The organism is Enterococcus sp. DIV0660C (assembly GCF_017316125.1).
Lineage (GTDB): Bacteria > Bacillota > Bacilli > Lactobacillales > Enterococcaceae > Enterococcus_B.
Window position 1 is genome coordinate 19,776 of the sequence record NZ_JAFLWA010000013.1, and the last position, 22,598, is coordinate 42,373.

At 30.1% G+C, this 22,598-nt stretch carries 22 protein-coding genes and 2 pseudogenes; 1 reads left to right on the forward strand and 23 read right to left on the reverse strand.

Annotation, left to right across the window (positions count from 1 at the left end; translation table 11 throughout):
* Positions 1 to 486: 486 nt before the first annotated feature.
* The 23 genes and pseudogenes from DOK81_RS03825 to DOK81_RS03935 all read right to left on the reverse strand — a co-directional run bounded on the left by DOK81_RS03825 (position 487) and on the right by DOK81_RS03935 (position 22,220).
* Complete coding sequence (locus DOK81_RS03825) at positions 487 to 879, reverse strand: type III secretion system protein PrgR (RefSeq protein WP_206908361.1); 393 nt, start codon at positions 877 to 879, stop codon at positions 487 to 489.
* Between the two features lie 913 nt (positions 880 to 1,792).
* Complete coding sequence (locus DOK81_RS03830; protein ID WP_206908364.1) at positions 1,793 to 2,713, reverse strand: helix-turn-helix transcriptional regulator; 921 nt, start codon at positions 2,711 to 2,713, stop codon at positions 1,793 to 1,795.
* 136 nt (positions 2,714 to 2,849) lie between these two features.
* The gene (locus DOK81_RS03835; protein WP_206908366.1) at positions 2,850 to 3,893 is read right to left on the reverse strand and encodes a replication initiator protein A; all 1,044 of its coding nucleotides are present in this window, start codon (positions 3,891 to 3,893) and stop codon (positions 2,850 to 2,852) included.
* Positions 3,894 to 4,212: 319 nt separating this feature from the next.
* Positions 4,213 to 4,620 (reverse strand): hypothetical protein, encoded by a 408-nt coding sequence (locus DOK81_RS03840; RefSeq protein ID WP_142433693.1) that lies wholly within the window; start codon positions 4,618 to 4,620, stop codon positions 4,213 to 4,215.
* 17 nt (positions 4,621 to 4,637) lie between these two features.
* A complete protein-coding gene (locus tag DOK81_RS03845; RefSeq protein ID WP_206908368.1) occupies positions 4,638 to 5,456 on the reverse strand; it encodes a ParA family protein in 819 nt (272 codons plus the stop codon).
* Positions 5,457 to 5,664: 208 nt separating this feature from the next.
* Positions 5,665 to 5,958, reverse strand: a complete 294-nt coding sequence (locus DOK81_RS03850; RefSeq protein ID WP_206908370.1) for a type III secretion system protein PrgN — start codon at positions 5,956 to 5,958, stop codon at positions 5,665 to 5,667.
* A 145-nt stretch (positions 5,959 to 6,103) separates the two neighbouring features.
* Positions 6,104 to 6,925, reverse strand: coding sequence for a hypothetical protein (locus DOK81_RS03855; RefSeq protein WP_206908372.1), 822 nt, complete (start codon positions 6,923 to 6,925; stop codon positions 6,104 to 6,106).
* 242 nt (positions 6,926 to 7,167) lie between these two features.
* A complete protein-coding gene (locus DOK81_RS03860) occupies positions 7,168 to 7,353 on the reverse strand; it encodes a hypothetical protein (protein ID WP_206908429.1) in 186 nt (61 codons plus the stop codon).
* Positions 7,338 to 7,686, reverse strand: a pseudogene (locus DOK81_RS03865) (hypothetical protein). The gene DOK81_RS03860 and the pseudogene DOK81_RS03865 overlap by 16 nt, the downstream one beginning before the upstream one ends.
* Positions 7,686 to 8,141, reverse strand: a pseudogene (locus DOK81_RS03870) (type VI secretion protein ImpB); the annotation flags it as partial. The pseudogenes DOK81_RS03870 and DOK81_RS03865, both read right to left, overlap by 1 nt.
* 619 nt (positions 8,142 to 8,760) lie before the next feature.
* On the reverse strand, positions 8,761 to 10,200 hold the full coding sequence (locus DOK81_RS03875; RefSeq protein WP_206908375.1) for a helix-turn-helix domain-containing protein: 1,440 nt from the start codon (positions 10,198 to 10,200) through the stop codon (positions 8,761 to 8,763).
* Between the two features lie 96 nt (positions 10,201 to 10,296).
* Positions 10,297 to 10,674, reverse strand: a complete 378-nt coding sequence (locus tag DOK81_RS03880) for a hypothetical protein (protein WP_206908377.1) — start codon at positions 10,672 to 10,674, stop codon at positions 10,297 to 10,299.
* Positions 10,675 to 10,730: 56 nt separating this feature from the next.
* Positions 10,731 to 10,892 carry a hypothetical protein gene (locus DOK81_RS03885; RefSeq protein WP_206908380.1) on the reverse strand — a complete coding sequence of 54 codons (162 nt, stop codon included), beginning with the start codon at positions 10,890 to 10,892 and terminating at the stop codon, positions 10,731 to 10,733.
* Positions 10,882 to 12,351 carry an HTH domain-containing protein gene (locus DOK81_RS03890; RefSeq protein ID WP_206908382.1) on the reverse strand — a complete coding sequence of 490 codons (1,470 nt, stop codon included), beginning with the start codon at positions 12,349 to 12,351 and terminating at the stop codon, positions 10,882 to 10,884. Before DOK81_RS03890 ends, DOK81_RS03885 begins: the two co-directional genes overlap by 11 nt.
* Positions 12,352 to 12,595: 244 nt before the next feature.
* Positions 12,596 to 12,925: an LPXTG cell wall anchor domain-containing protein gene (locus tag DOK81_RS03895; RefSeq protein WP_206908384.1), complete on the reverse strand. Its 330-nt coding sequence runs from the start codon at positions 12,923 to 12,925 to the stop codon at positions 12,596 to 12,598.
* Positions 12,922 to 13,947: a DUF916 and DUF3324 domain-containing protein gene (locus DOK81_RS03900; RefSeq protein ID WP_206908387.1), complete on the reverse strand. Its 1,026-nt coding sequence runs from the start codon at positions 13,945 to 13,947 to the stop codon at positions 12,922 to 12,924. Before DOK81_RS03900 ends, DOK81_RS03895 begins: the two co-directional genes overlap by 4 nt.
* Before the next feature lie 81 nt (positions 13,948 to 14,028).
* Positions 14,029 to 14,703, reverse strand: a complete 675-nt coding sequence (locus DOK81_RS03905; protein WP_206908405.1) for a WxL domain-containing protein — start codon at positions 14,701 to 14,703, stop codon at positions 14,029 to 14,031.
* Between the two features lie 124 nt (positions 14,704 to 14,827).
* Positions 14,828 to 15,838 carry a DUF916 domain-containing protein gene (locus DOK81_RS03910; RefSeq protein ID WP_206908408.1) on the reverse strand — a complete coding sequence of 337 codons (1,011 nt, stop codon included), beginning with the start codon at positions 15,836 to 15,838 and terminating at the stop codon, positions 14,828 to 14,830.
* 59 nt (positions 15,839 to 15,897) lie between these two features.
* The gene (locus DOK81_RS03915; protein WP_206908410.1) at positions 15,898 to 16,467 is read right to left on the reverse strand and encodes a hypothetical protein; all 570 of its coding nucleotides are present in this window, start codon (positions 16,465 to 16,467) and stop codon (positions 15,898 to 15,900) included.
* Between the two features lie 34 nt (positions 16,468 to 16,501).
* Positions 16,502 to 19,435 (reverse strand): hypothetical protein, encoded by a 2,934-nt coding sequence (locus DOK81_RS03920; RefSeq protein ID WP_206908413.1) that lies wholly within the window; start codon positions 19,433 to 19,435, stop codon positions 16,502 to 16,504.
* A 233-nt stretch (positions 19,436 to 19,668) separates the two neighbouring features.
* Entirely contained in the window at positions 19,669 to 19,920 is a 252-nt protein-coding gene (locus DOK81_RS03925) for a hypothetical protein (RefSeq protein ID WP_206908415.1), read from the reverse strand.
* 904 nt (positions 19,921 to 20,824) lie between these two features.
* Complete coding sequence (locus DOK81_RS03930; protein ID WP_206908418.1) at positions 20,825 to 21,457, reverse strand: HAD family hydrolase; 633 nt, start codon at positions 21,455 to 21,457, stop codon at positions 20,825 to 20,827.
* Positions 21,450 to 22,220: a DeoR/GlpR family DNA-binding transcription regulator gene (locus DOK81_RS03935; RefSeq protein WP_206908423.1), complete on the reverse strand. Its 771-nt coding sequence runs from the start codon at positions 22,218 to 22,220 to the stop codon at positions 21,450 to 21,452. The genes DOK81_RS03930 and DOK81_RS03935 overlap by 8 nt, the downstream gene beginning before the upstream one ends.
* 238 nt (positions 22,221 to 22,458) lie before the next feature.
* Here DOK81_RS03935 and DOK81_RS03940 point away from each other — a divergent pair.
* A partial coding sequence (locus DOK81_RS03940; protein WP_206908426.1) for a recombinase family protein occupies positions 22,459 to 22,598 on the forward strand: 140 nt, incomplete at its 3' end.

A 22,598-nucleotide genomic window follows, 5' to 3' on the forward strand; every position in this document is an offset into this window, starting at 1 on the left:
TCTACAGGTTATTTTTTCGCAAGGTTTCTAGCGTCAGCAACCTCAAACTCTCGAAAAGTAACACGGCTCCCTTGAAATCGATTAGACAATAAAATTGTCATTTTAAATTTTCTAAAATCTGATCGTCGCACCTGTTCTTTTCTGTGTGTGCCATACCCATCAACATACCGCAAACTTCTACAAGCTCTAGCCGTACTTTTGTAGGTGATTTATCCTTACTAAGCCCTTGTTAGACACGCTGATTAACTTAGTAAGTCCTGTAGTTATCCAATTTTCAATGTTCTCCCGAAAACTTCAAATTAGTTGACGTGTATTGTTCAGGGTTCGAAAACTACTTCCTTCACCAGCAACATAAGGCACATTATACTTTATGCTGTTTCGTGTCCGTGTTCTAATTTTGTCTTTTTCTTCGGTAGCTTTTAACCAGCTACTAGAATTTGCTAGTAAAAACTAACAAACAAAAGGATCAAGTATTTAACTAAAAATTTAACTGACAACTTTTTTTATATGCTGAATCATATCCTTATTCCAGTTATACAATTCTTTTTGTTCTAACTTTCGATAACTTTTCTCAGATTCTACTAAGAGTAATTTTCGTTTTTTTAATTTGGCAAAATCATGATTTGAAATTTGTAAAGGTAAGTCAGAACAACCTCTGCAAGCAACTGTTTTCCCATCAACATAGATACTTTTTATTTGATCGAAAAATTTTTTAAGCTCGTGATTATTCGTTATTTCTTTAGTGCTTATGACTGTGACTTTCCCAGAATAATCGACGACTATTCTTTTCACTGTTTGATTTGAATATTTAACATGCTGTCGATTGAATAAAACAAATTCACACGTAATTCTTTTTAGATCCATTGGTTTTAACTCCATTTTTGATCATCCTTTCTTTTTTGCATTGCTGATCATTTGGAAACCAAGCAAACAAAAAAGAGGGGGCAATCACACATAAAGTGTAATTGCCCCCTCTTTAATTACAAATTTACTGCTCTCTTACGAGATACAGACAAAAACATCATAGCAAGGAATTTTAGATTCACATAACAGATTATAAGCAACAAATCAGTTGTGGAATAATAAAAATTCTTGTAAAAAGAATCGCATTAACATAAAAACATGTTAATTTCTTAATAAATCTATGTTAGAATATGCCTGTTGCAGTTAAATCTGCAACCAAAAAAGGGCGTTTACCTCTCAGCGTGTGTGTTACGTTGATTGGACGGCTGTAATTCTATGACCTTCGTTAAGAGCGCCAACTCTTAACTTAGCGAGAATTGCAGACGGTCGCCTTTTTTGTTGTTTTGTTGCTTGGTTTCCAAATGACCAGCAGTGCTAACTGCTGAGTCAACGAATTATTTTAAATTGATAATTTCTACAAATTCACAGTAGCATAACTTAAATTTTAAGACAAGCTTTTTCTTGAATGATTGTTAATTATTGAACAAATAAATAGTCAGCATTCCATTTTCTATCTTGTAGAAATCCTTTATCTAATAAGACTTATTCATTACATAAAGCTTGCGAATAAAATTGACAAAGAAGTTGTCATATGGTGAATTCTTGACATCATTTTTACCTCACCTCCGATTGAAAAATTCTTAGAAGTACTTCTGAAATAATTATATCAGAAAAAAAAGCTTTTTTTCTTCATTTGCAGAATACGCAAAAAAAAAACGGTTTTCGGACTGTTTTTATTCATGTTTTAATAAAAAGGCTTTTTTTTTTGCAAAATACGCAAAAAGTTTTTCTTGTATTACGTTTGTGAGTGTGTTAGAAAATAGCTTTTTTAATCAGCCGGCATTTTTTCTTGAGCTAATTTTAAATCTTTATCTACGATCATACTTTCTAACTGTGCTTCAATTCCTTTAGCGAATACATCCTCACCTAGATTTTTCAATGCATTGATATACAGTTCTGTCTCCGTAATAATTTTTCTATCTAATTTTTTTGAAAGAACTAAAAAATTTTCATTTATTTTTGTATTTAAGCCGAATCGTAAATTAGGAAAACAGTTAAGATAAGCGGTTAATTCGTTTAATGAATCTTTAGCTAGATCCAAATCACCATGATCAATAAATTCATCAAAAGAATTTGAAATAAATTCTCTAACAGCCGCTCTATCATCAGCACTTATCCCAAATATATAATCATATTGTAATGGAACCACCTTTTGATAGATTTCTTTCAAGAAATCATAAGGGACTTCTCTCGCAGTGCCTGCAAGAATATATAATTCTGTGGCTGTTACCAACTCACCATTTCCAACATTTTTGACGATAAATTCAATACAATCATCTGGTAATCCACTAAATGCTCTTTTTTCCAATTTGGGAATAATAAAGTTTTCAACCCGCACATATTGTAAAAAAGTACTTAAATTAGCAAAGCGTTTTTTTTTGTAGTAATTCACCATTTCTTTTGCATCAGTTTCATCACCATCTGACAATGATTTAATATATTTTCGGTATTTAAGTAGCATTTTCTCTTCTTCAGTATTCTTATTCAAAAAATAGCTAAATTCAGACATAGTAATCCCACAATAATCACAGAACAGACTAATTTCTCTAAAATCAGGAATGGATTTCCCGTTTAGTATTCTAGATAATCTCGAAGAAGAAAAAATATTCTCAGCTACAAATTCTTTTCCAGAGATATTTTTTATAGTCATCACGCGCTTACATGCTAATCCAATATTCTTAGAATTCATAGTCAAAAACTCCTTTTTAAACAACTTTGTTTACAATGACATCCTAACATTACAGCCTGCATTATTCTGTGCAAAAAGTGGAACTTAAAAGTGCTAATTGTGTTAATAACATGAATTTGTGAATGAACTATTTTAGTCACTCTTCTAGCCAGTTAGTCATCAAGACTGGATCTCCGTTTTTTTGTGTATCTTGCTGTTTTTTAGCAGCAATCGGATGTTCAATAAACCAGTTTTTTACATAAACAAAAATTAGATTTTGGATATTTTGAACTTTTTCTGTTCGTTGTTTTTGATAAGCTTTTAGTAATGTTGTGTATAGAGCTTGTTCTGCATTTATGCCGTAACTATCGATTTCCTCGAATACAACGATCGTATTCATTTCTTTTTCAGCTTTTGCTTTTGCATTGTGTATGGTTTTCACTGTTTGTTGTGCTTCTTCGTAACTAGAAGAAAAAGTTTTGATTAAGCCTAGCACATGTTCAGGAACGAATGTTCCAATGCTCGATTCCTGCATGATGGTTTCAAACTCATTGAGCAACAATTGATCTTGTAGCTGGTCTTTTTCAGTGTCTATATTGTGTCTATTAGTGTCTAAGTTATTATTATTAAGTTCTTTGGCAAATTTTGCTAGTCCGCTATTATCAAGGGATTGAGAGCCTTTCGAGTGGGTAGCAAATTCTGCTAGTCCACTATTATCAAGGGATTCGGAAGTTTTTGCTTCTTTAGACTGGGTAGCAAATTCTGCTAGTCCGCTATTATCAAGGGTTTGATCATAATTTTCTCTTTTCTGCATTAAATATACGTCTTGATTTGATACTTCTAGTTCAGCTAAATAGAGTCTATTTTTTTCATTTTTACCAGTAGTTTTGTTGAATCCCATAGGCACTTGTTTTAGAAGGCAAAAATCTTCTAATTCTTTTTTTATGCTTGTAATACGTCGCTCGCTGCAATTCATCATATTGGCTAATTCTTTTCCAGTAAATTCGAAATAGAGATTCCCTTGCTCGTCAATTTGATTTTTTATTATAGCAAGTTCACTTCTTGCTTTTAATAGCATGTATGCAATTTTTGCACCTTCCGACAATTCTTTATAAGTATCACTTTCAATAAAGACTTTTGGGTATTGATAGTATAATTCGTTATAAGCACGATTTGCTTTTAAATAATTAAAAGTACTCATTATTTGCCTTCTTTCTTAAAAATTTATATATCAATTCTCGATTTTCAACAATTGAACTATATCATGTATTTAGACTTAATAAAACAACTACCGCATTTAAGGTATAAGTTATACATTAAAAAAATAAGTATAAGTTATACTTTAAATGCAAATAATGTATAACTTATACTTTAAATATAATTATGATAATGCTGATTTAATAGCTAATATATTGGTAGATAATTAACTTATACTTTAAATATATAATGTATAACTTATACTTTAATTGCTATTTTCATGGTATAAGTTATACTTTAATTTGATGTTACAAGAAGAAAACTTATTTTGGTAGCTTATCAAATTCTTCTTGTATTTCTTCTTTTATATGTTCTTCTTTTGCGACTCCTAGTCTATGCTGGATATACGAATCTGCTAATGTGTTTACGATTTTTTCAAAAGAAATTCGTCCTTTTTCACTTTGCAACTCTGTCATATAATCTTGTAAAATTGATAGTTTACTATTTAATGCTGGAGAGATTTTCTTAGGAACTGATACTTTATTCCTTGTATCAGTAATTGAAACTGGTCTCCCTCTTTTTTTGAAGGATATATTTTTTGTGTTACTCAATGCACTATTGCTAAAGTTAAATTCACCGGATATATTTACGTCTTGTCGTTTGTTATTTGGTAATAATGGTTCAAACTCACCATTTTTCATTGTTTTAGGAATATCAAAGTCTTTAGGCATTACCTATACAACTCCTTTTATTTATTTAAAAACTCTTGTCTGGCATCTAGTTCTGCCAAAATATTTATAAATACTTGGTGTGCTTTATAATCCCATTGATCAAAATTTCCATTTTTATATTTCCTTAATTGTATGCCAATTTTAGAGTATCTTCTCAATCTCTTTTGATAGTGAATGAGATTTTTGGATACCACAGTTCCGTATTTTTCGATTGCTTCTTCTAATATTTCTTTATCAAAATCATCATTTGGTTCTACCATACAAGGTACAATATCTATAATTTGTAAATTAAGATTATATCTATCGACCATAAATTTTTGATAATTTACATATTTATTAACTCCTTCCAAAGATTCTTCGGCTGTCTGAAATGAAATTATCGAATAGTCTGAAGCTGCCATAGCATTATCGGAGAACTCGCTAATTGTCGGCGGAACATCAATAAATATTTCTTGATAGTTGTTCTTTATTGGTTGAAGTAATTTTTTTAAGACTGTAACTTGATCTAATTCATTTTCATGTTTGTTCGCAAAAGAAGAGAACGATCGAAAACTTGTGTCACATGCTAGTAGATCAAGGTTTTCATTTATATTAATAATACTACTTGCTAATTCTCCCTTTGCAATACCAGTTGTTATAGTAGTGTTGATAGTGGTTATACCAAAAGTTCTTGCAATAACTTGTGTTAAGTTTGCTTGTGGATCTAAATCTATAATGAGTGTTTTTCTATTTCTTATAATTGCATTGTCATAAGCAAGCATGCTGACAATCTTAGTTTTACCAACGCCGCCTTTGAAATTGCCAACTGTAAATGTAGTTCCCTGAAAATTATCCATATAAATCCTCCTAAGCTTTAATTGATATTTAAAGTATAACTTAAATATCAATGATGGTCAATAATAAAAGTATAAGTTAAATATTGCTCTATAAAAACGTTGGAATATAAGCAAAAAAAAAGTATAAACTATACTTTTTTAAAGGTATAAGTTATACTTTTAATCATTAAGGTATAAGTTATACCTTAATGATTTGTTAAAAAAATTTTTAATCTATTTGTGTCTTTAATTTTCGCTGCTGATTTGAAGTAAATTGATCGTATTCATTTTCTAGTATCAATAATTTTTCATAGAGATTAGACATGTTTAAGCTCGCCGCAAGCCCTAAGTCATAAATGAAACCTACAGGTAGTGATTCAACTCGTCGATTCCGTGTGATCCAACTGGCGACAGTCCCTTGACTATAGCCATAAGATTCACAAAATTGATCGACAGTAACTCCTAGATACTTGATAATAAATACATTGATTGGGTGGGAATAAACAAAAGTATTTCGAGACATGGTGGGTGAGCCTACCTCTCTTATTATTATTGCGTTCGCAATAATAGTTTAACGTTTATAACACGCTATTGTCTACTTCTTTTATTCACTGGGACTAATCCTTAATATCGGCATCAAAAAAATAAGCTTAACCCTTCTTGCTTTTCTATTCTTGCTTCATCCATACTAATGATTCGTCTTCTACAAAATATTCGCTAAATTCTTGTTCACTAATGACCATAAACGTGCCTGGAAAGAGCTTCAGAAGGACTTGTCCGTACTCTAATGCAATCATGCCATGCGCTGTTTCAAAAGCTACTTTCCCATTTTTTGAGAATTTCTTTGTTTTTTTAATCTCCGTATTCCCGCAAAAATTTATCAAACAGCTGTATTGTTCTTTAGTATACTTCAAATATTCAAATGGTTTTTCATTAAAACAATTCCCTGTTGCTTTTATTCTCGTTTGCTGTTTTTCTGCTAATAACCAACTTTTCTTAGTCGAATGCTCTCGCAAGCGTGCTTCTACTGAAATAATCGATCCATCTTCCTGTTCTAAATAAATGGAAGAATAATACTCCTTAGAGATAGGAGCTGCCTTACTTAATTCTGAAATCTGTCTCCCTAATAATCGACAACCAGTTTCCTGGGCGAACGTATAAACCAAATATTCTGAACCATCTTTGAACAAGAGAGAATAGACTTGATACACTTTTTTTGGCTTCGCTTTTTCCTTTTTGGGGACTGCGGCCAACTGTTGAATCACTGGTTGTTTCACTTCGTGTGTTTTTTCATACTGCATTAATTTTTTTACAGTAGGCTGTAGCTTATCTTGGATTTCTTGATACTTTTCACAGTATAGACAATAACGATCCTTACCAATCGGATGAAACAAATCCGGATCAGACATATGTTTCTTTTTGATTTCTTGCAATTTCTCCTCGTAAAAATATTTCATTGTCAGCATTTGTTTGTACTCTGATCGATTCAATTCTTTTACTCCTTTTGTATATTATCTACACATAATAAATTTTTCTTCAAATAGCTTTCTATTTATTCTATCACACATCAATTCTTTTTATTTTCAGTAGAAAAGGGATCACTAAAACAACTAAACAAAAAATAGTGTTAGATTTTGGAAAGGTTGATTTAGCATCTATTCGACTTTCCTTATCGCTATTTTTTGTACGGATGTTTCAGTGACCCCTAAATCCCAGTACTTATCTAACCTTCTTAATACGGCGCAATATAATAGTAGAAACTATGATACCCTGCGCTAGCTTCCACATAAAAGGTAAAGCATTCAACACTAACCTCGTTAATCAATTGTTGCCCATAACCCCAAATTTCCTCTAGTAATTCTTCATAGCAAATATAGCGCCATTCGTACTGCTGAATGATATTCATAGCTGACTCCATTTATCTAACTCCTGGATTTCAATGTAGCGAATTTCATCGTAATGGACCTTATGCTCTCCAATAAAAATACCTAGTTCATCATAACCATGAATTTCTCCCTTAATATCATCCGGATAGTAGCCTTCAGTATCACGTTCTTCCTTTTGGATACAAACAACTTTTCTTTTTTAGGACAGCAGCGTTCAATACTTCCGTAATCTCTTCAGTCGTCATTTGTTCTTTTGCAGTATTGATATTTGCCCGTTCTTTAGTGTCATTATCGATTTTTTCTGTATGATCTGATAAATAGAACCCATTCCATTTCATTACACCTCGGTCGTGATAATTGTCCATTATGTTAAGCCTCCATTTCCTCCAGCATGTCCACCAACCAATGAACTTCGAGCAATACTTCTTGCTCCTTCAAGATAAGAAGAAGCGTGGACGATTGAACTAAAACCATATTTACCACGAATTTTATCAATAATAAGATCTAAATTTTCTTCTTTTATTTGTTTTTCTGGATCACTGAATAAGTTTAACTGAGTTGTATCAGTATAAACAAGTTTACTGTAGCTGATAGAAACATGTCTTACTTCTTGGCCATCATAAAATTTGTTGAATAAGTACAAGCAATACATTTGAAGTTCTTTCGTGTTGTTTGTTAAAGGTATTTTCATTTGACGTGAGAATCCATCTTTTGTTTCTAGTATCGACGTGCCAATACCAACATGAACACAGCTGGTTTTACAGCCATGTTTTCTAATTCTTGCTGCTACTTGTTCCGCCATTTCCTTCACCACTATTTCTTAAAGAAAACAGGTTACCTTGAAGATACAAGTTTTTTAGATGAGTAAAAAGTTCAAGTAGTAAAAAACAAAGCTTAATAACAGAGTACGATTCATCCTTTCAAGAGCTTGTTCATAAATGATTATTCACATTTTTAAAAAGTGGTAATGATAAGTCGTCTATTATCTATTAATTGTATTTTTTAGAAGATATGGTATAATTGTTTTAACGAAAAGGTAATTCATGATACACCAAAAACCACTAGCTGGCGGGCTAGTGGTTTTCTTTTACGTTCTATTCAGATTAACGGGTAGGCTTACTGTCTTTTTTGGCAATAATTTTACAATCAAGCCATTTACAGATGTAATGCGCGGTTACTTCTGCTACGATTGCAAAAAACATATCGAAAAGGTAATTCATAATACAACCTCCTCCCCTTGCCAAAATAGGCCGGGGCAGCAGACAGCATAAATATTATACCATAACTGAAAATCTCATTTTAGTACATTTCTATATGTATTGATAACCATCACAAGAAAACACATCATGACTAAAAGAAAAACTCTTATTAAACTTAATATAACTTATAAAACATCCAACTATATAGAAAACACAAAATTTCTATATAGTTGGATGCTATCAAAGCTCTTCTTCAGTTAATTTTTTAAAAAGAAACCTCCTCGCTTCTTCTAGATTATATCTTGAAACAGATATGATTTCTGCTGTAAAATTATCTAAAATAGATTTTATGATTAATGATTCTTCACATAAAATAATTTGCTTCCAATCTCTTTTATATATTTTCACGTCAGCTAAAGAGTAATAAAGGCATTCATCTATTTTAACTTTATCACTCGGCATATAATCTAATACGTATTTTTTGAAGATCATATGAGAAATAGCATTTCTACCAACTACTGTGATAAAAATAGGTTTTCTTGCTTCTTCTTGTAACACAAAATATAAATCAAAACTCATTTGTTTTAACAATTCATTTGTTACTCGGTATTTATTGGTTTCTAAAGGAAAATTCTTTTTCCATTCTAACGTAATCTTCTTTAAAGTATTACACAAGACTTTTTGTTTGTTATTGAGAATCACATGCGGTTCAACTAAATAACTTTGCACATTGTAGTAAGAACATAATATAAAGTGTAAGATCGTTTTTAAAAAAACACTATTATCTGCTAACCTGATGCCAAAATAACTCTCACAAGAATAAATGTAATACTCAATTTCTGGAAATTGAAGAAAAATTCTTTTTTGTATTTCTAAATCCATGCTCATAATAGAATAGCTTGTATAGTTTGTTGGAATAAGATAGAACAGTACTGAAATATATCTAAATTCATCTTCATTTATCTCTATTTTATTAGAAATAAGATCAAATACTTCTTTTAACAGTGAACCAAAAGAAGTTTCTTTCAATTTCTTTTTAGACAAGTCATCTAATTTAGAACCAAATAACATTAAAGCAATTCCTTTAGTTAACATATCTTTTTCTCTAGAATTAACTTTTTTATCAGAGTAATTTAAAATATCTGTCGCTACATTTTCTGCTAAAACACAATATTCCTTATTTATATATTTTTCCATTAGCGAATTTCTCATCCATACAGACAATAAAACCAATCTTTTTTTAAACTCATTTTCTACCTTATTTCCGTTAGAATCAATTAAATTCATATCTTTTAAAAATGACTCGACATCATTTCGAATGTTAAAAGCTTTACTAACTGAAATAAACTCTTCTTCAACATACACCGAATAATCTTTTTCACCCATCAAATAGCGACAACATGTTTTAAGAAATAGCGAACTATCATATATTTCTCTAGCAAGTTGAATACTACTTTTTTCCTCTAATAGATAAAAATAGTAGATCCCTTTATTTCTCTTTTCAAAAGAGATCGTATCACCAAGAAGTTGTTCAAATTTAGAAAAATCTTTTAAAATAGTTTTTTCACTGACATTCAAATCATTTGAAAGCTCACGTGTTGTTAATTCCCTACATTCATAGAAATACTCTAAAATTTTAACTTGCCTTAGAATATCCTTTTCTATATATTTTTCTATCATATATTCGTCTCCTAAAACGTTTTTTTAGAATCAACAAAAATCGGTGACACTAGAGCTAATCTTTATGTAAATTCGGCTATTGAAGCCTATTAAAATTTATATAATTGAAAAATATAAAGAATGCGGAATAATATTATCTCCAATATCAAACGATTCTTTGATAAATTTTCTATAATCTTTTCTTGAAAATTCTATTACCTCTTCTTCTGTAAGAGATGATAAAATATCATCATTGTCAGATGGTAATAATGCAATTATAATTTGTAAGCGAGCATCTAGGCCCATCAATTCTGAATGAATGATAAAGAAATTTTGTGAATTTACTAGTTCAATTTTTTTCTTCATTTGATCACAAATTGATTTTACCTCTGCTACAATTAATGGATACTTGTTATAAAAAAATTTATCATTACATTTTTGTTCAAAATATAAGAAATAATCTTCTTCGTTTAAAAAATAAGTTGTATATGTCATTATTATATCACCTCTCTAAATAATAATTCTACTATTTATATCTTCAGTCTAATCGGTTAAAAAATAACCTTTTTTTTTAATTCTTCTTTTTTTACTACTTCTCTAGTATAAAAAGTTCTAATAATAACCACATTACACAAAATTTTCTCTATTTCTCCAGTTACTTCTTCCCCTGAAACATTATTTGCAGTTATTAAAGAATTAATCTTAACATTCAACCTTTTGTACCTCACTAATCCTATTTTTCCCGCTACTCAAAACAGCTAAAAGATTACTTCTACTTTCTTTCATGTTATACCTTGAAATAGGAATGATCTCACTACCTATATTTTGGATGACCTTTTCAGATATTAACGACTCTTCGCATACGATGACGTGCCTCCACTTTCTTGGATAACACTTAACATCTGATAACGAATAATACAAAACATCATCAATAGTAATTTTTGTACAATTCATACATTCAATAATATATTCGCGAAATAAAATATGTGAGATATCATTTTTTGCTACGATCGTGAGCAATATCGGTTTCTTTTGATGTTCGGATAAAAAGAAATCCATATCTAAAGTCATTCTTTTTAATAAACTTTCTGTTACGTTGTATTTGCTTGTTTCAATAGGATAGCTTTTTTTCCATTCTAAGGTTAAACCTTTTATTTTATTGAATGTTTCTTTCTGTTCGTGAGTAATTATTATATGTGGTTCTAGTAAACAACTCTGTATATCATAATAAGAACACAATACAAAGTATAGCATTACCTTAATGAAAACATTTTTATCAGATAATCTGACTTTGAAGTATTTTTCAAACAACTGAATATATTCAAATATTTCTTTGTGTTTTAATAGATAATTTTCTTGTATTTTTAGATCCATTGTTATTACTGAGTAATTACTGAAATTACTAGGTAATAAATAGAATAGAATCATTAAATATTTGATTTCTACTTTTTCTATAAAAATGATATCCTCAAGTAACAAACTTAAATCTTCTAGTATCGGATCATCTTCATCAATCTCGAGTACTTGCCTCGAGATCGTATCTAGACCCGAACTGTTAAGCATCAAATAAATACCTTTGATAAATAAATCTTTCTCTCTTAAATTCGTGACCTTATTAAAGTATTTCAAAATTTTAGTTGCTATTTCTGTAGCCATTAAATATTTTTCATTTAAAATATATTTATCTAATAAATTAGAACGCATCCATATCGAAAGGAGAAAAAATCTTTTTTTTAATTCATTTTTTGTCTCCCTGTCTTCTTCATTTAGATAGCCACTCACTTTTAAAAAATTTTGCACTTCTTTTCGCAGTTTAAAAGCTTTGCTAACTGAAATATACTCTTCTTCTACGTAAGTAATATACTTTTTTTCTCCAATTAAATATCTGCAACATGTTCTAAGAAATAATGATCGATTGTAAATTTTTTTCACTAACTCAAGGCTACTTTTATCTTCCATCAAGTAAAAATTTATTTTGCCTTTATCAGTTACTTTAAAACAAGCCATATTTTCAATACTTTGCTCAATTTTACTGAAATCTTTAATAATAGTCTTTTTATTGACATTAAGCTCATCAATTAATTCCTGCATGGTTAATTGACGTCTCTCATAAAAATACTCTAGTATCTTCACTTGCCTTAAAATATCTTTTTCAATATATTTTTCTAACACTTGTGAATTCGCTCCTAGTTACCAATAAGTCTCTTTCTATAACTGATTTTGAATATTTACATACAGCATCACAGCTACTATAAGAATTGCAAAAGAAAATAACATGGCCATTATTGAAGTTAGAAGACTTTTCTTTGTAATTTTTTGTTGTACATAAAATTTTATACGTTTAAAAAATAAATATCCATTGATTGTTAAAGCCAATATTCCTAATAGCAGAGTACAAATGGGATAGATATACATATTAGATTTCCTTTCTTTTAATGAATAAAACAATAGAATAAACGGATAATATTAAGAATAATCCAATCACAGCAATTGTTTGATTAAATATATCTCCTGTTTTAGGAAGAAACTTAAAGTTATTATTACTACTTGTGACTTTACCTGTATTTAGATTTGACTCTAAAGAATTAACATTACCTATATATCCTGGCAATTTATTTGGTTCCCTAGTTCTGTAAAAGTTGACGTTAACTGTAGTTTGTTCACTCATACTATCATTTGCGTAAGAATCGATAGTAAATGAGCCTATTCCAATTAAGCAAATGATTAAATAAAATATTTTTCTCATAATTTTAATTCCCCTCTGTATTTATAGAAATGTACTGTTGTTAATATTAAGGTTATTATTATTATGCAAAAATTTAGTGTCGCTAAGTATGAAGGTATTTCTACTTTGAAAACTGATTTTTCATTAATACTTTTTGCCTCTTCAGCCTTAATTACAAAATTTTTCTCAAATTTCCATTCTTTTCCATCTGTATCAATCAAATTGCCTTTAAAAATATAATTTCCTGATTTCAGATCAGCCTTTCCCCAATCAAATTGTACAGGAAGTGAAGAATGAGGAGCTATGCTTATATTTTTTAGAGAAATTTCATTTACCAAATCATTATTTTCTTGACTATATATTTTTGCTTTTAAACTCTTTCCAGAAAAAATATATGGATTATCGTTCAAAATATTTGCTTCGACCGTCTTTTTACCATCAAACAATTTTGGAGAAACTTCTTCTAGTATTAACGATATATTTTTTTTAATTACATTATCATCCTGATTAGTTAGCACTACGCCCATAGTATATTTATATTCGTTATTTAATGACAGACTCTGATCGTCTGTTTTTGATTCATTTTTTTCTGCTACAACAATACCTCCAATAATAACTCCATCAAATTTTTCAGAAGGCATGCTAATATCAAATTGTTGATTGACTGAACTCTTAGCAGGTACCTTTACTATTTTCTCTTTACAAGTAAGTATAGAAGTTAGTGGTATTTTTAAAGAGGCATGATCTGCTCTAGTTCCCGTATAATCCATAAGTCCGTTTAAATTGGTATTTGCATTTGTTATAGAAGTTTCAAGCGAAATCTCTCTATCAGAATTATTTATCAGCTTAATAGTTATTTGATCTTTCTCACCTGGCTCCTCTTTTAAATGATAGTAAGGAACATTTTCATCGATTTGCTTATCATTAGGTAATCCTTCTATTGTAAAACTTATATTTGAATCATTTTCGTCTGCGTTCACATCTACATTTATAAAACACAAATAGCTAATGATAAGTGAAAAACACAAAATTATTTTTTTCATTTAATATCATCTTCCTCCGCTAGAATGAAACTAAAAGGAGAGTGCTAAACGCATCCCTCCTCTTTCTATATAAATGAACGTTTATTCTGGAGTAGCTGTTAAGTTCCAAACAACTTTTCCGTTATAAGATTTACCTTCTACTTTACCAGCATCTGCAAGGTGTAATGAAACATCACCTAAATCATAATCATATACACTATTGTGACGTACACCATCTGCCCCTGTCATAATAAGTGATTCTGATCCAGATTTAATTTCCACGTTAGATTGTCCAGTAACTTCATCAGTAACTGGTTCTAACACATCCTCACCCTTATTGATGTTTACAGTACCATCACCAGTAGTAGTAATTTTTGCTCCCTCAATTGCATCACCTTGCCATTGTAAAGAAGCTTTTAAAGTCCAACCTTTAGTACCTCTTGTTTTATCTTTTACCCCGACATTAAAACTTGATTTTTTAGTAGCTGGGACAACTTGCTCTCCACTCTCTTTTAATTGAGTAGTTCCAAAATTAAAAGTCGTTGGTTGATAAGCAATACCCCATTCAGTTGGAAGTTCATTGTCTGTATTATCTCCATCTCCGCCTCCTGGAGGGGTTGGGTTAGTACCACCACCGTCAGGTAAAGTAAATGTAGCTGTCACAGGTGTTTCTGATTGTGTTGCATTGTTTGAATCTGTTGCTGCAAATGCATTAGCTCCTCCTAATAATGCTGCAGAAGATACAGCAACTGCACTTAGTAATGCTAGTTTTTTCATAGTGTATTAGTCCCCTTCTTTCAAAAAATATTGTTATATTTCGAAATGTTAAATGGATTAACACTTCACGAATAAAAATTAACATATCTACTTATTTTTATCTTCCACAATAATTCTCGAAAAATTATTTCAACGAGATTTTTTTGAGAATTTTAGATATACAACCATCGAAAAAAGAGATTAATAAAATTACTACTAAAATAAAAAGTCCAAAGAATTTAATGACTCTATCCTTATTAGCATGACTTACTTGCCTAGATCGACTATTTTTTTGCACTTCTACATTTTGTTCGAAATTCCATTTATTATTTTTTGCATCTGATACTTCAACTTTAACTTGATAAATACCTTTTGGGATTTTTTGCTCTTCTAAATTAAATTCCATTTCATACAATGATTCGGGCGCAATTTGTAAATCTTTAAATTCTTTATTATATACAGTTTTATTATCTTTTGTATTTACCATTGTGATTTTATATTTTAAACTTCCGTAAGATTCCATTTCCGGATTATGAAATGTAATTAATAATTTATCTTGTTGGGAAATTTCTTTTGCTTCTACTTTTTCCAAAGTTAAGTTTCGTTTCACTTGTTGATCATTTTGCGTTAACCTCAAACCAATGATATATCCATAAGAATTATTAATACCGCTTTGATCGTTATCTTCTTTTTTTATTTGAAAAGCTGATAAAATTTCTCCTACAAATGATTTGTCGGGAATTTTTAAACTAATAGGAACTTTTTTTGATTGATTTGCTGGGACAGTTACTTTATCTGGTACATCTACAATCTCCTCTATAGGAAATTTATATTGATTTTTTTCTGACTCAGCTTTTAATGCATAGTCAATAAAGCCTTGTTTATTTGTATAAGCTTGGTTAATAGAAATATCATAAACTTCTTCTTTATTCGATGTATTTGTAATAAGAAGCTCTATCTCTTGCTTTTGATTAGGTGATACTCTTAAATCAAAAAAACTATTTTCTTTATTCAACTGATTTTCAGGTAGAATTGCTTTTACGTTAAATCCAACAGAATCATTTGATTTTGTTTCTTCTGAATAAACAGCTTGACTATTTCCTACCATCAATAAAAAAAATACAGAAATTAAATATAAAAATATATTCTTTTTCACTTCAATCCTCCTATACACAGTAAACTCGAAGTCCAAAAATATGACTTCGAGTTACGTAATTATTTAACTAATAATGTATCATATAAAAAATATTGAATTGAACCTTTAACGGTATCATCTTCATTTAGAATATTATCCGCATCAACAAATCTCATCGAAACATTTTTGATTGGTTTACTTAATAATCCAGTATTTTCTTTTCCATTTGAACTAGCTTGAAATATAATTCCTGAATTTCCTATTTCTTTAAGATCAATTCCATCGATATTAAACGATGTTACAGGAAACTTTATTTCTTTATTCCTATCTAGTATTAAGAAATCAGAAACGCTAGCTTTAACTACCCAATTTCTACTGCCACGATCATTCACTACTTTAACAAATTGATTTGAAAGTTGGGCTTCTAGCTCATAATTTCTATTCTCAAGCAATGAACGAAACGCGTATTCCATTGGTACTTCCTCTAAAATTAAATTATCTTGAGAAGAATCTCCTACATCACTAGCATCCGATATAATAATATTAGAGTCTGTTTCTTTTCTTGCATCAGCTGCAACAGATGTATCAGTAACAGCTAATGCTAATAAGCTAGCTAAACAAACAACTATACTATATGGTTTCCATGCCATCTATTTACATTCCCTTCTTCCAGAATTTATTACCTTATTTTGGTATAGCTGTATCACACAAATTCCATACAAATTTTGTGTTATGACTATAATCCCCTATCGAAATATATTCTTTACTTTTAAGAAGTATACCTTCTTGAGAATTCCATTCATTAGAATAATGGTAATTATCTTTTACTGCAGAATTTGCGTCCATAACTTTCAGACTATTAGTTCTTAAATCAATCAGCTCACTATTTGTTGAAGGTTTCCATACATATTCAAAGAAATCTTCTTTTTCTTTGAATAAAGAAAGGACTAAAAACCAATTCTTATCTTGATCTGGAACATTTCTACTATCTCGTACTGACAATTGAATGCTATTATCTTTATCCCTAGATAGAATTCCTTTTGTCTGACTAGGAACTCTGTTAGTCCAATTAACATCTGCAGGTGCTGTTTCAAAGTATAAACTCCCTGCAACTTCTACGTTGAGAATCAGTTTATCTAAAACTTCATCACTTCCATTAGGATTAAGTTTTTTTACTTGTATCGTAAAATTATTTTGCCCATAACTTAATTTATTTTTTGGAATTATTAGTTCCTCTAAATTAAATTTATTTTCTCCGCTTGTTGTAACGTCTTTTTTGATCAATTGCTCTTTATCTTTGAATAAAGTAAATTCTAAAAGATCACTTGTATCCACATCTTTCCAAAAGAACTCTGTATTCAATCCTTCATCTGAAATATCTGCCATATCGATTTGTTGATTTTTCGTTTTTTCTATACTACTTTCATTCCACGATAGCTCTGTTACAGAATCCTTCTTTGTAATCCAAAAATATACAGGATTACTTGAAAATGATTTTTTCTCTGCTGGAACAGAATTATCTGTCCCATTCACCACACTGTAAAACTGTACATGTGTATCTTGTTGAATATCTTGTTTTGTTTTTATAGTAAGAGAAAAATCAAGCGTTTCTTCTGGATTAATAGTCACATCCCGATCAAAAGTAATATTTAATTTACCATCTTCTACTTTTGGTGTTCCTTTAGCAAGAACATCCCCTGAAGGAGCCTTAATAACTATGTCTTTTATTGTTGAGGAGTCATATACTTCGCTTTCTGAAAATACGTTCCATGAATCAACTGTAAAACTATTTTCTCCCTTATCAATATATAGCTTACTCTTTAATGTTACTTCGCTTCCTGGGGAGATACTTTTTTCTTTTGCTGTATCATCTTCAGAAACTGTAATTGACTCATTTTTGTCATTCAGAACATCATTTTTTAAAGTTGCATCTAAGTTAACAGGAACTTCAGTAAATACAATTTTAGTTTGTCCAGATTCCCGACCATTAGCAGCCGTGAATCCCCAATACGCTTTATTATCATTATTAGCTAGGTCTAATTCTTCGTTTAAATCTGACCAAGGAATTGTAATAACTTCTGTTTGCTGATTAGTCACTGGATTTTTTAAATAGTAACTAAACACTTTCGTATCTGCATTAAAGCCAAATCTGAATTCATACCATGTTCCGTCTTGAACATTTTGAGAAACCGTCTCATTTAATTTCTGTTTTCCTCTATGAATAATTCTAGCTTCTCTTGCTTGTAAAGAACCCAAAATTCCAAACCATTGATCTGCATCTGTTTCATTTTCATGTAGTGGAACATAAGTCTTATTCAAATTTCCAGGGAAAGAATAAGCCATATGAGGAGCCTTAAAGACCTTATCAGGTTCAGAAGGGTCTAAGTCATAAAGCGTTTCTCCCAAATAACCTCTTTTATTAGTGTATAAGTCAAACTCTACTGCTACTGATTTTTGAACAGCATCTTTTTCTGGAGTCACTTTAGTTGAGATTCCTTTTGTATAAGCTTCTTTTGCACCATAAACTGCTAGGTTTTGTCCATCACTCGAAGATTGTGCATTAGTTATAGCTGTTACTTTTCTAGGATCATTTTGCATAACAAAAGCAAAACCGTCTGCTTTTTTTGTACCAAAGTTTACATAAGTTCTACCTCTGAATGAATGTGAAAAATCCAATCGATTAGATCTTTTAGACCATAGCGCTGTCCAATTGGTCATTCCAGATAGAGAAACTTCAGAATATGGTCTACCTTCATTATCGTATGGATTTCGCATGTACTCTACTTTTGCAGGACCAATAGGGACAGAAAACAAATCCCAAATAGTTATTGCACCAGGAGGCACATTAACTGATCCATACTTGCCAGATCCTCTAATTTCAGGATGCTCATCTGCTACAACTTTTTCAGACGTGCTGTCTTGACTCTTCTCTTCGCTTTTATCTTCACTTTCATTCGTTGAACTTGAACTATTTGTGGACTCTTCAGTCATATTTGAATCAGACTCACTTGTATCTGTTGATGATGTTTCAGTGTTAGACTCTGAAGAGGCTGTTTCTTCTGAAACATCAGTATCAGCTACTTCAGTAGATTCTTGTACTCCTGTTGATTCTTCTGTCACTGAAGAATTTCCTTCATATATGATTTTTTCTTCATCTATCATTGGCAAATAATTACCATCTTTGCTATAACTAGCGCTAACTGACACTTTTTTATCTAGATCGGTGAAGAAAACATAAGTATTCTTGCTATCTACCGGAATAGTCAGATCTCCATTTTCATCCGCAGAAATAATTTCTTTTGTAACTTCACTTTCTAATTCCGTTACAATCTTTGATTCACCATCTTTTACTTGTGATATATGAATCTTCACATTAGAACATTCCTGTTTACCACTGATGTTTAGATACCAAGCTATTTTATTTTCTTTTATTTGTTTTTTAAATGACAAGATAGCATAATCATTTTCAATTTTTTGTATTTCTTCATTGGTATCAATCATTTGTATACTATCTTGCGTATTCGCGAAAACTTGATCTTTATTTTGAAGATCAAAAGCATATGGTGCCAACAATATACCTGCTGACATACACAGTAAAAATTTTTTAGTCTTTTTCACCAGTAAAAAGCTCCCTTCTAAATTATTTCATTATCCAATATATATTAGAAAAAAGATAAACGGATGTTTATTTTTTCATCAAATTTTATGTTAGGCGGAATAATAATAGAATGCGATTGTATTTAATTGTTTTAAAATTCATATCTATAAATCTAAAAAGAGTATCTATATCATAGAATAAAAAAATCTATGATATAAATACTCTAATCTGTTTTATGCTCTTAAAAGCTACACTATCCAATAGAAAAAAATAAAATAATAAAATATATAACAGGGAATATATTAATAATAGCAGCTACAATGGAAATTATTCTAAATAATGAAGAAGAACAATTATTTATGTTAATAATAGAAGCAATTGCTCCAAATCCACCTAAAAATAATCCAAATAACGTTTGCCATTCAAAAATATAAATATTAGAAAGTAAAATAATATTGACTCCTACACCTAGCAACAAAACTAATACTGATACATACTTTGCCATTGACATCACCTCCATTTATTTAACATGTTATATTAAATAAATGACATACATCAATAATCAAATCAATATTTTTTTCGACTTCAAAATATATATTGAGGAATTAATATACATAATAAACAAATATTAGGAACTACAAATCATATCTATATAATACTTTTTACCATTTTTATAAAATTATAGACAAAGAAGTTCATTGCTTTAGTAAAAGTTAAGACTACTATGTTCCATAATATATATTCACTTTATTTCTAGGAAATATATTGATTTAAGAAATATTACTATTTTTAACCCTACTGTAAAGCCAATTGATTCTAAATGATCTTAGAATCATCATATGAGTACTAAATACCGTACTATTTTCCACATTCTACATAAATTTTTTTATCCAGATTAAACTAATACCAAAAATTTCATTTTTGTAAACCAATATATAACAAAAAACTTCTGTTCTATGTAGAACAGAAGTCTGCAAAAAATATTTAAATGATTAGGAGTAGGAACAACGACAGAATCTCGTTGGTAATTAAAGTATATAAAAAAAGACGTTTCAATATTTCTTACATAAAATCAAACACTTTTTAAATTTTCTCCATTTCTTTCTCATCATATTTATCTACTTCATGCAAAAAGTGTTTGATTTCATGAATAGCTTTTTTCTCTGCAAACCATTTTTAAATTCGTGCTTCTTATCTTTCTCTTCATTCTTATCAAAACTTATCATAAAAAACACTCCTTTTATCAAGTACAAATACATCATAAAATCAAATAAGTGTTTATTTTGAGTGTACCCTAAATAGACATTATCCGATCATTGTCACTTTTCTTTTTAAATGGCAAAAATTTCAAGCTTTAAATGGCGAAAAACAAAGAGCGTGAGACCCTATCCTTATCTCACGCTCTTTGTCTATTTTTCTAACAAATCAAGTATTTCTTGAGGAGAATCAATAATTATATCTACACTTTGAAAATTTTCTATATTTTTGGCTCCCCATTTAGCTAAACCAAATGCTATCCCACAAGCTTTCGCACTTTGCATGTCATATAATGAATCACCAATATAAATCGTTTCTTCTTTTTTTATGCCCAATTCATCAATTGCCTTTTGTATGGGGTCCGGAAAAGGTTTATGCAACTTAGTATCTGAAGCTGTAATTTGTATATCAAAATATTGATTTAAATTAAATCGATCAAACTCATTTTTCATTTCTTCTTTTGTTTTAGATGTGACAAGTCCTAATTGAATCCCTTTTACATGCAATGTCTGTAATGTTTCTTCTATATGCGGAAAAACTTGAGCATTGTCTGCTAATAAAAGTACGTTTTCACCCCATTTTGATAAGAGAGTTTCCTCTTCTTCTTCAGTATTTACAAACTTTTTAATAGCTTCTCTTCCAGGAATACCTAAAATATAATGTAATTCTTTAATCGGGATTTCCTTCTCTAATTCTTCACGCAATGTTTTTTGCAGAGAATGTGTCATAACATATTCTGTATCAATAATCGTTCCATCAACATCAAATAATATCGTTTTAATCATAGCTACTCTCCTTTGTGTAGATGATTTTGCTCTTTCCTATTCTAACGACTAATTCTTCAGGAATTTTTTTATCAGTTATCAAATAGTCAATTTCTTCAAACGAGTAGACAAGGTAATTGTGTGATAAATTAATTTTTGTATGATCACATAGTAATACGATTTTATTACTTTTCTCTCTAACTGCCTGTTTCATTGCGATGTCTTCTTCATGGGCATAATAGATTCCCTGATTATTTATACCCGCACAACTTAAGAAAGAACTATCAAACCGATACTTAGTTAATTCCCAGATTGGGTATCCACCAGTAACTGAACGGCTTTCTCTATTTAAAGTTCCTCCAAGAATCGTAGTAGGTATTGAAGTGGTCTTTAAGAATTGATCGGCAATGTCAATCGAGTTTGTCACAGCTAAGTTTATATTTCTATTCGCTAAATATTGAGGCAAAAGTGAGATTGTGGTCGACACATCTAAATATACGGTTTGCTTTTCAAGTAATAGTTTACTTGCTTCTTTAGCAATTTGCTTTTTCACTTGAAGTTCTTGATCTGTTCTTCCTAAATATCCATCTATTTTATTAAACGAATTTGCTAAACTAATACCTCCATAAGTTCGGATCACAAGGTTACTATCCGTTAACTTTATTGTATCTCGCCTAGCCGTGTCTCTAGAAACACCTGTGAGTTGCATAATGTCTTGTAAAGTCAATGATTTTTCTTTTTCCAGTCTTTCCATAATTATCATCAATCTTTTTTGTTGATTCACCTATTCAATCCCCTTCGTAAAAAAATAAGCAATTTTAAGTATATAAATATAATAACTTAAAATAACTTAAATGTACACTAGTATATAGTGTACAGAAAATCAGGCGTTTCTGGACACTTCATTTTTTTACCTCAAATTTAAATTTTTCTATACTTTTAGTGTACACAAACCCATCACAAAATCTATGTTCATTTATACCGTTGGTATAAAGTTATGTTACAATGAAATTAATGAAGGAGTGATTTTTTTGAAAATAGGATACGCCCGAGTATCTACTGGTTTACAAAATTTGGATTTACAAGAAGACAGCCTAAATAAATTTGGTTGTGAAAAAATTTTTACTGATCATATGAGTGGAGCAAAAAGTAATCGACCAGG

Excerpts from the sequence above, each read along its gene's own strand:
- DOK81_RS03840 (WP_142433693.1), bottom strand. The coding sequence starts at position 4,620 with ATGCCTAAAGACTTTGATATTCCTAAAACAATGAAAAATGGTGAGTTT.
- DOK81_RS03835 (WP_206908366.1), bottom strand. The coding sequence starts at position 3,893 with ATGAGTACTTTTAATTATTTAAAAGCAAATCGTGCTTATAACGAATTA.
- DOK81_RS03850 (WP_206908370.1), bottom strand. The coding sequence starts at position 5,958 with ATGTCTCGAAATACTTTTGTTTATTCCCACCCAATCAATGTATTTATT.
- DOK81_RS03930 (WP_206908418.1), bottom strand. The coding sequence starts at position 21,457 with ATGATTAAAACGATATTATTTGATGTTGATGGAACGATTATTGATACA.
- DOK81_RS03880 (WP_206908377.1), bottom strand. The coding sequence starts at position 10,674 with ATGACATATACAACTTATTTTTTAAACGAAGAAGATTATTTCTTATAT.
- DOK81_RS03845 (WP_206908368.1), bottom strand. The coding sequence starts at position 5,456 with ATGGATAATTTTCAGGGAACTACATTTACAGTTGGCAATTTCAAAGGC.
- DOK81_RS03900 (WP_206908387.1), bottom strand. The coding sequence starts at position 13,947 with ATGAAAAAAATAATTTTGTGTTTTTCACTTATCATTAGCTATTTGTGT.
- DOK81_RS03875 (WP_206908375.1), bottom strand. The coding sequence starts at position 10,200 with ATGATAGAAAAATATATAGAAAAGGATATTCTAAGGCAAGTTAAAATT.
- DOK81_RS03925 (WP_206908415.1), bottom strand. The coding sequence starts at position 19,920 with ATGGCAAAGTATGTATCAGTATTAGTTTTGTTGCTAGGTGTAGGAGTC.
- DOK81_RS03895 (WP_206908384.1), bottom strand. The coding sequence starts at position 12,925 with ATGAGAAAAATATTTTATTTAATCATTTGCTTAATTGGAATAGGCTCA.
- DOK81_RS03915 (WP_206908410.1), bottom strand. The coding sequence starts at position 16,467 with ATGGCATGGAAACCATATAGTATAGTTGTTTGTTTAGCTAGCTTATTA.
- DOK81_RS03905 (WP_206908405.1), bottom strand. The coding sequence starts at position 14,703 with ATGAAAAAACTAGCATTACTAAGTGCAGTTGCTGTATCTTCTGCAGCA.
- DOK81_RS03860 (WP_206908429.1), bottom strand. The coding sequence starts at position 7,353 with ATGGAGTCAGCTATGAATATCATTCAGCAGTACGAATGGCGCTATATT.
- DOK81_RS03830 (WP_206908364.1), bottom strand. The coding sequence starts at position 2,713 with ATGAATTCTAAGAATATTGGATTAGCATGTAAGCGCGTGATGACTATA.
- DOK81_RS03825 (WP_206908361.1), bottom strand. The coding sequence starts at position 879 with ATGGAGTTAAAACCAATGGATCTAAAAAGAATTACGTGTGAATTTGTT.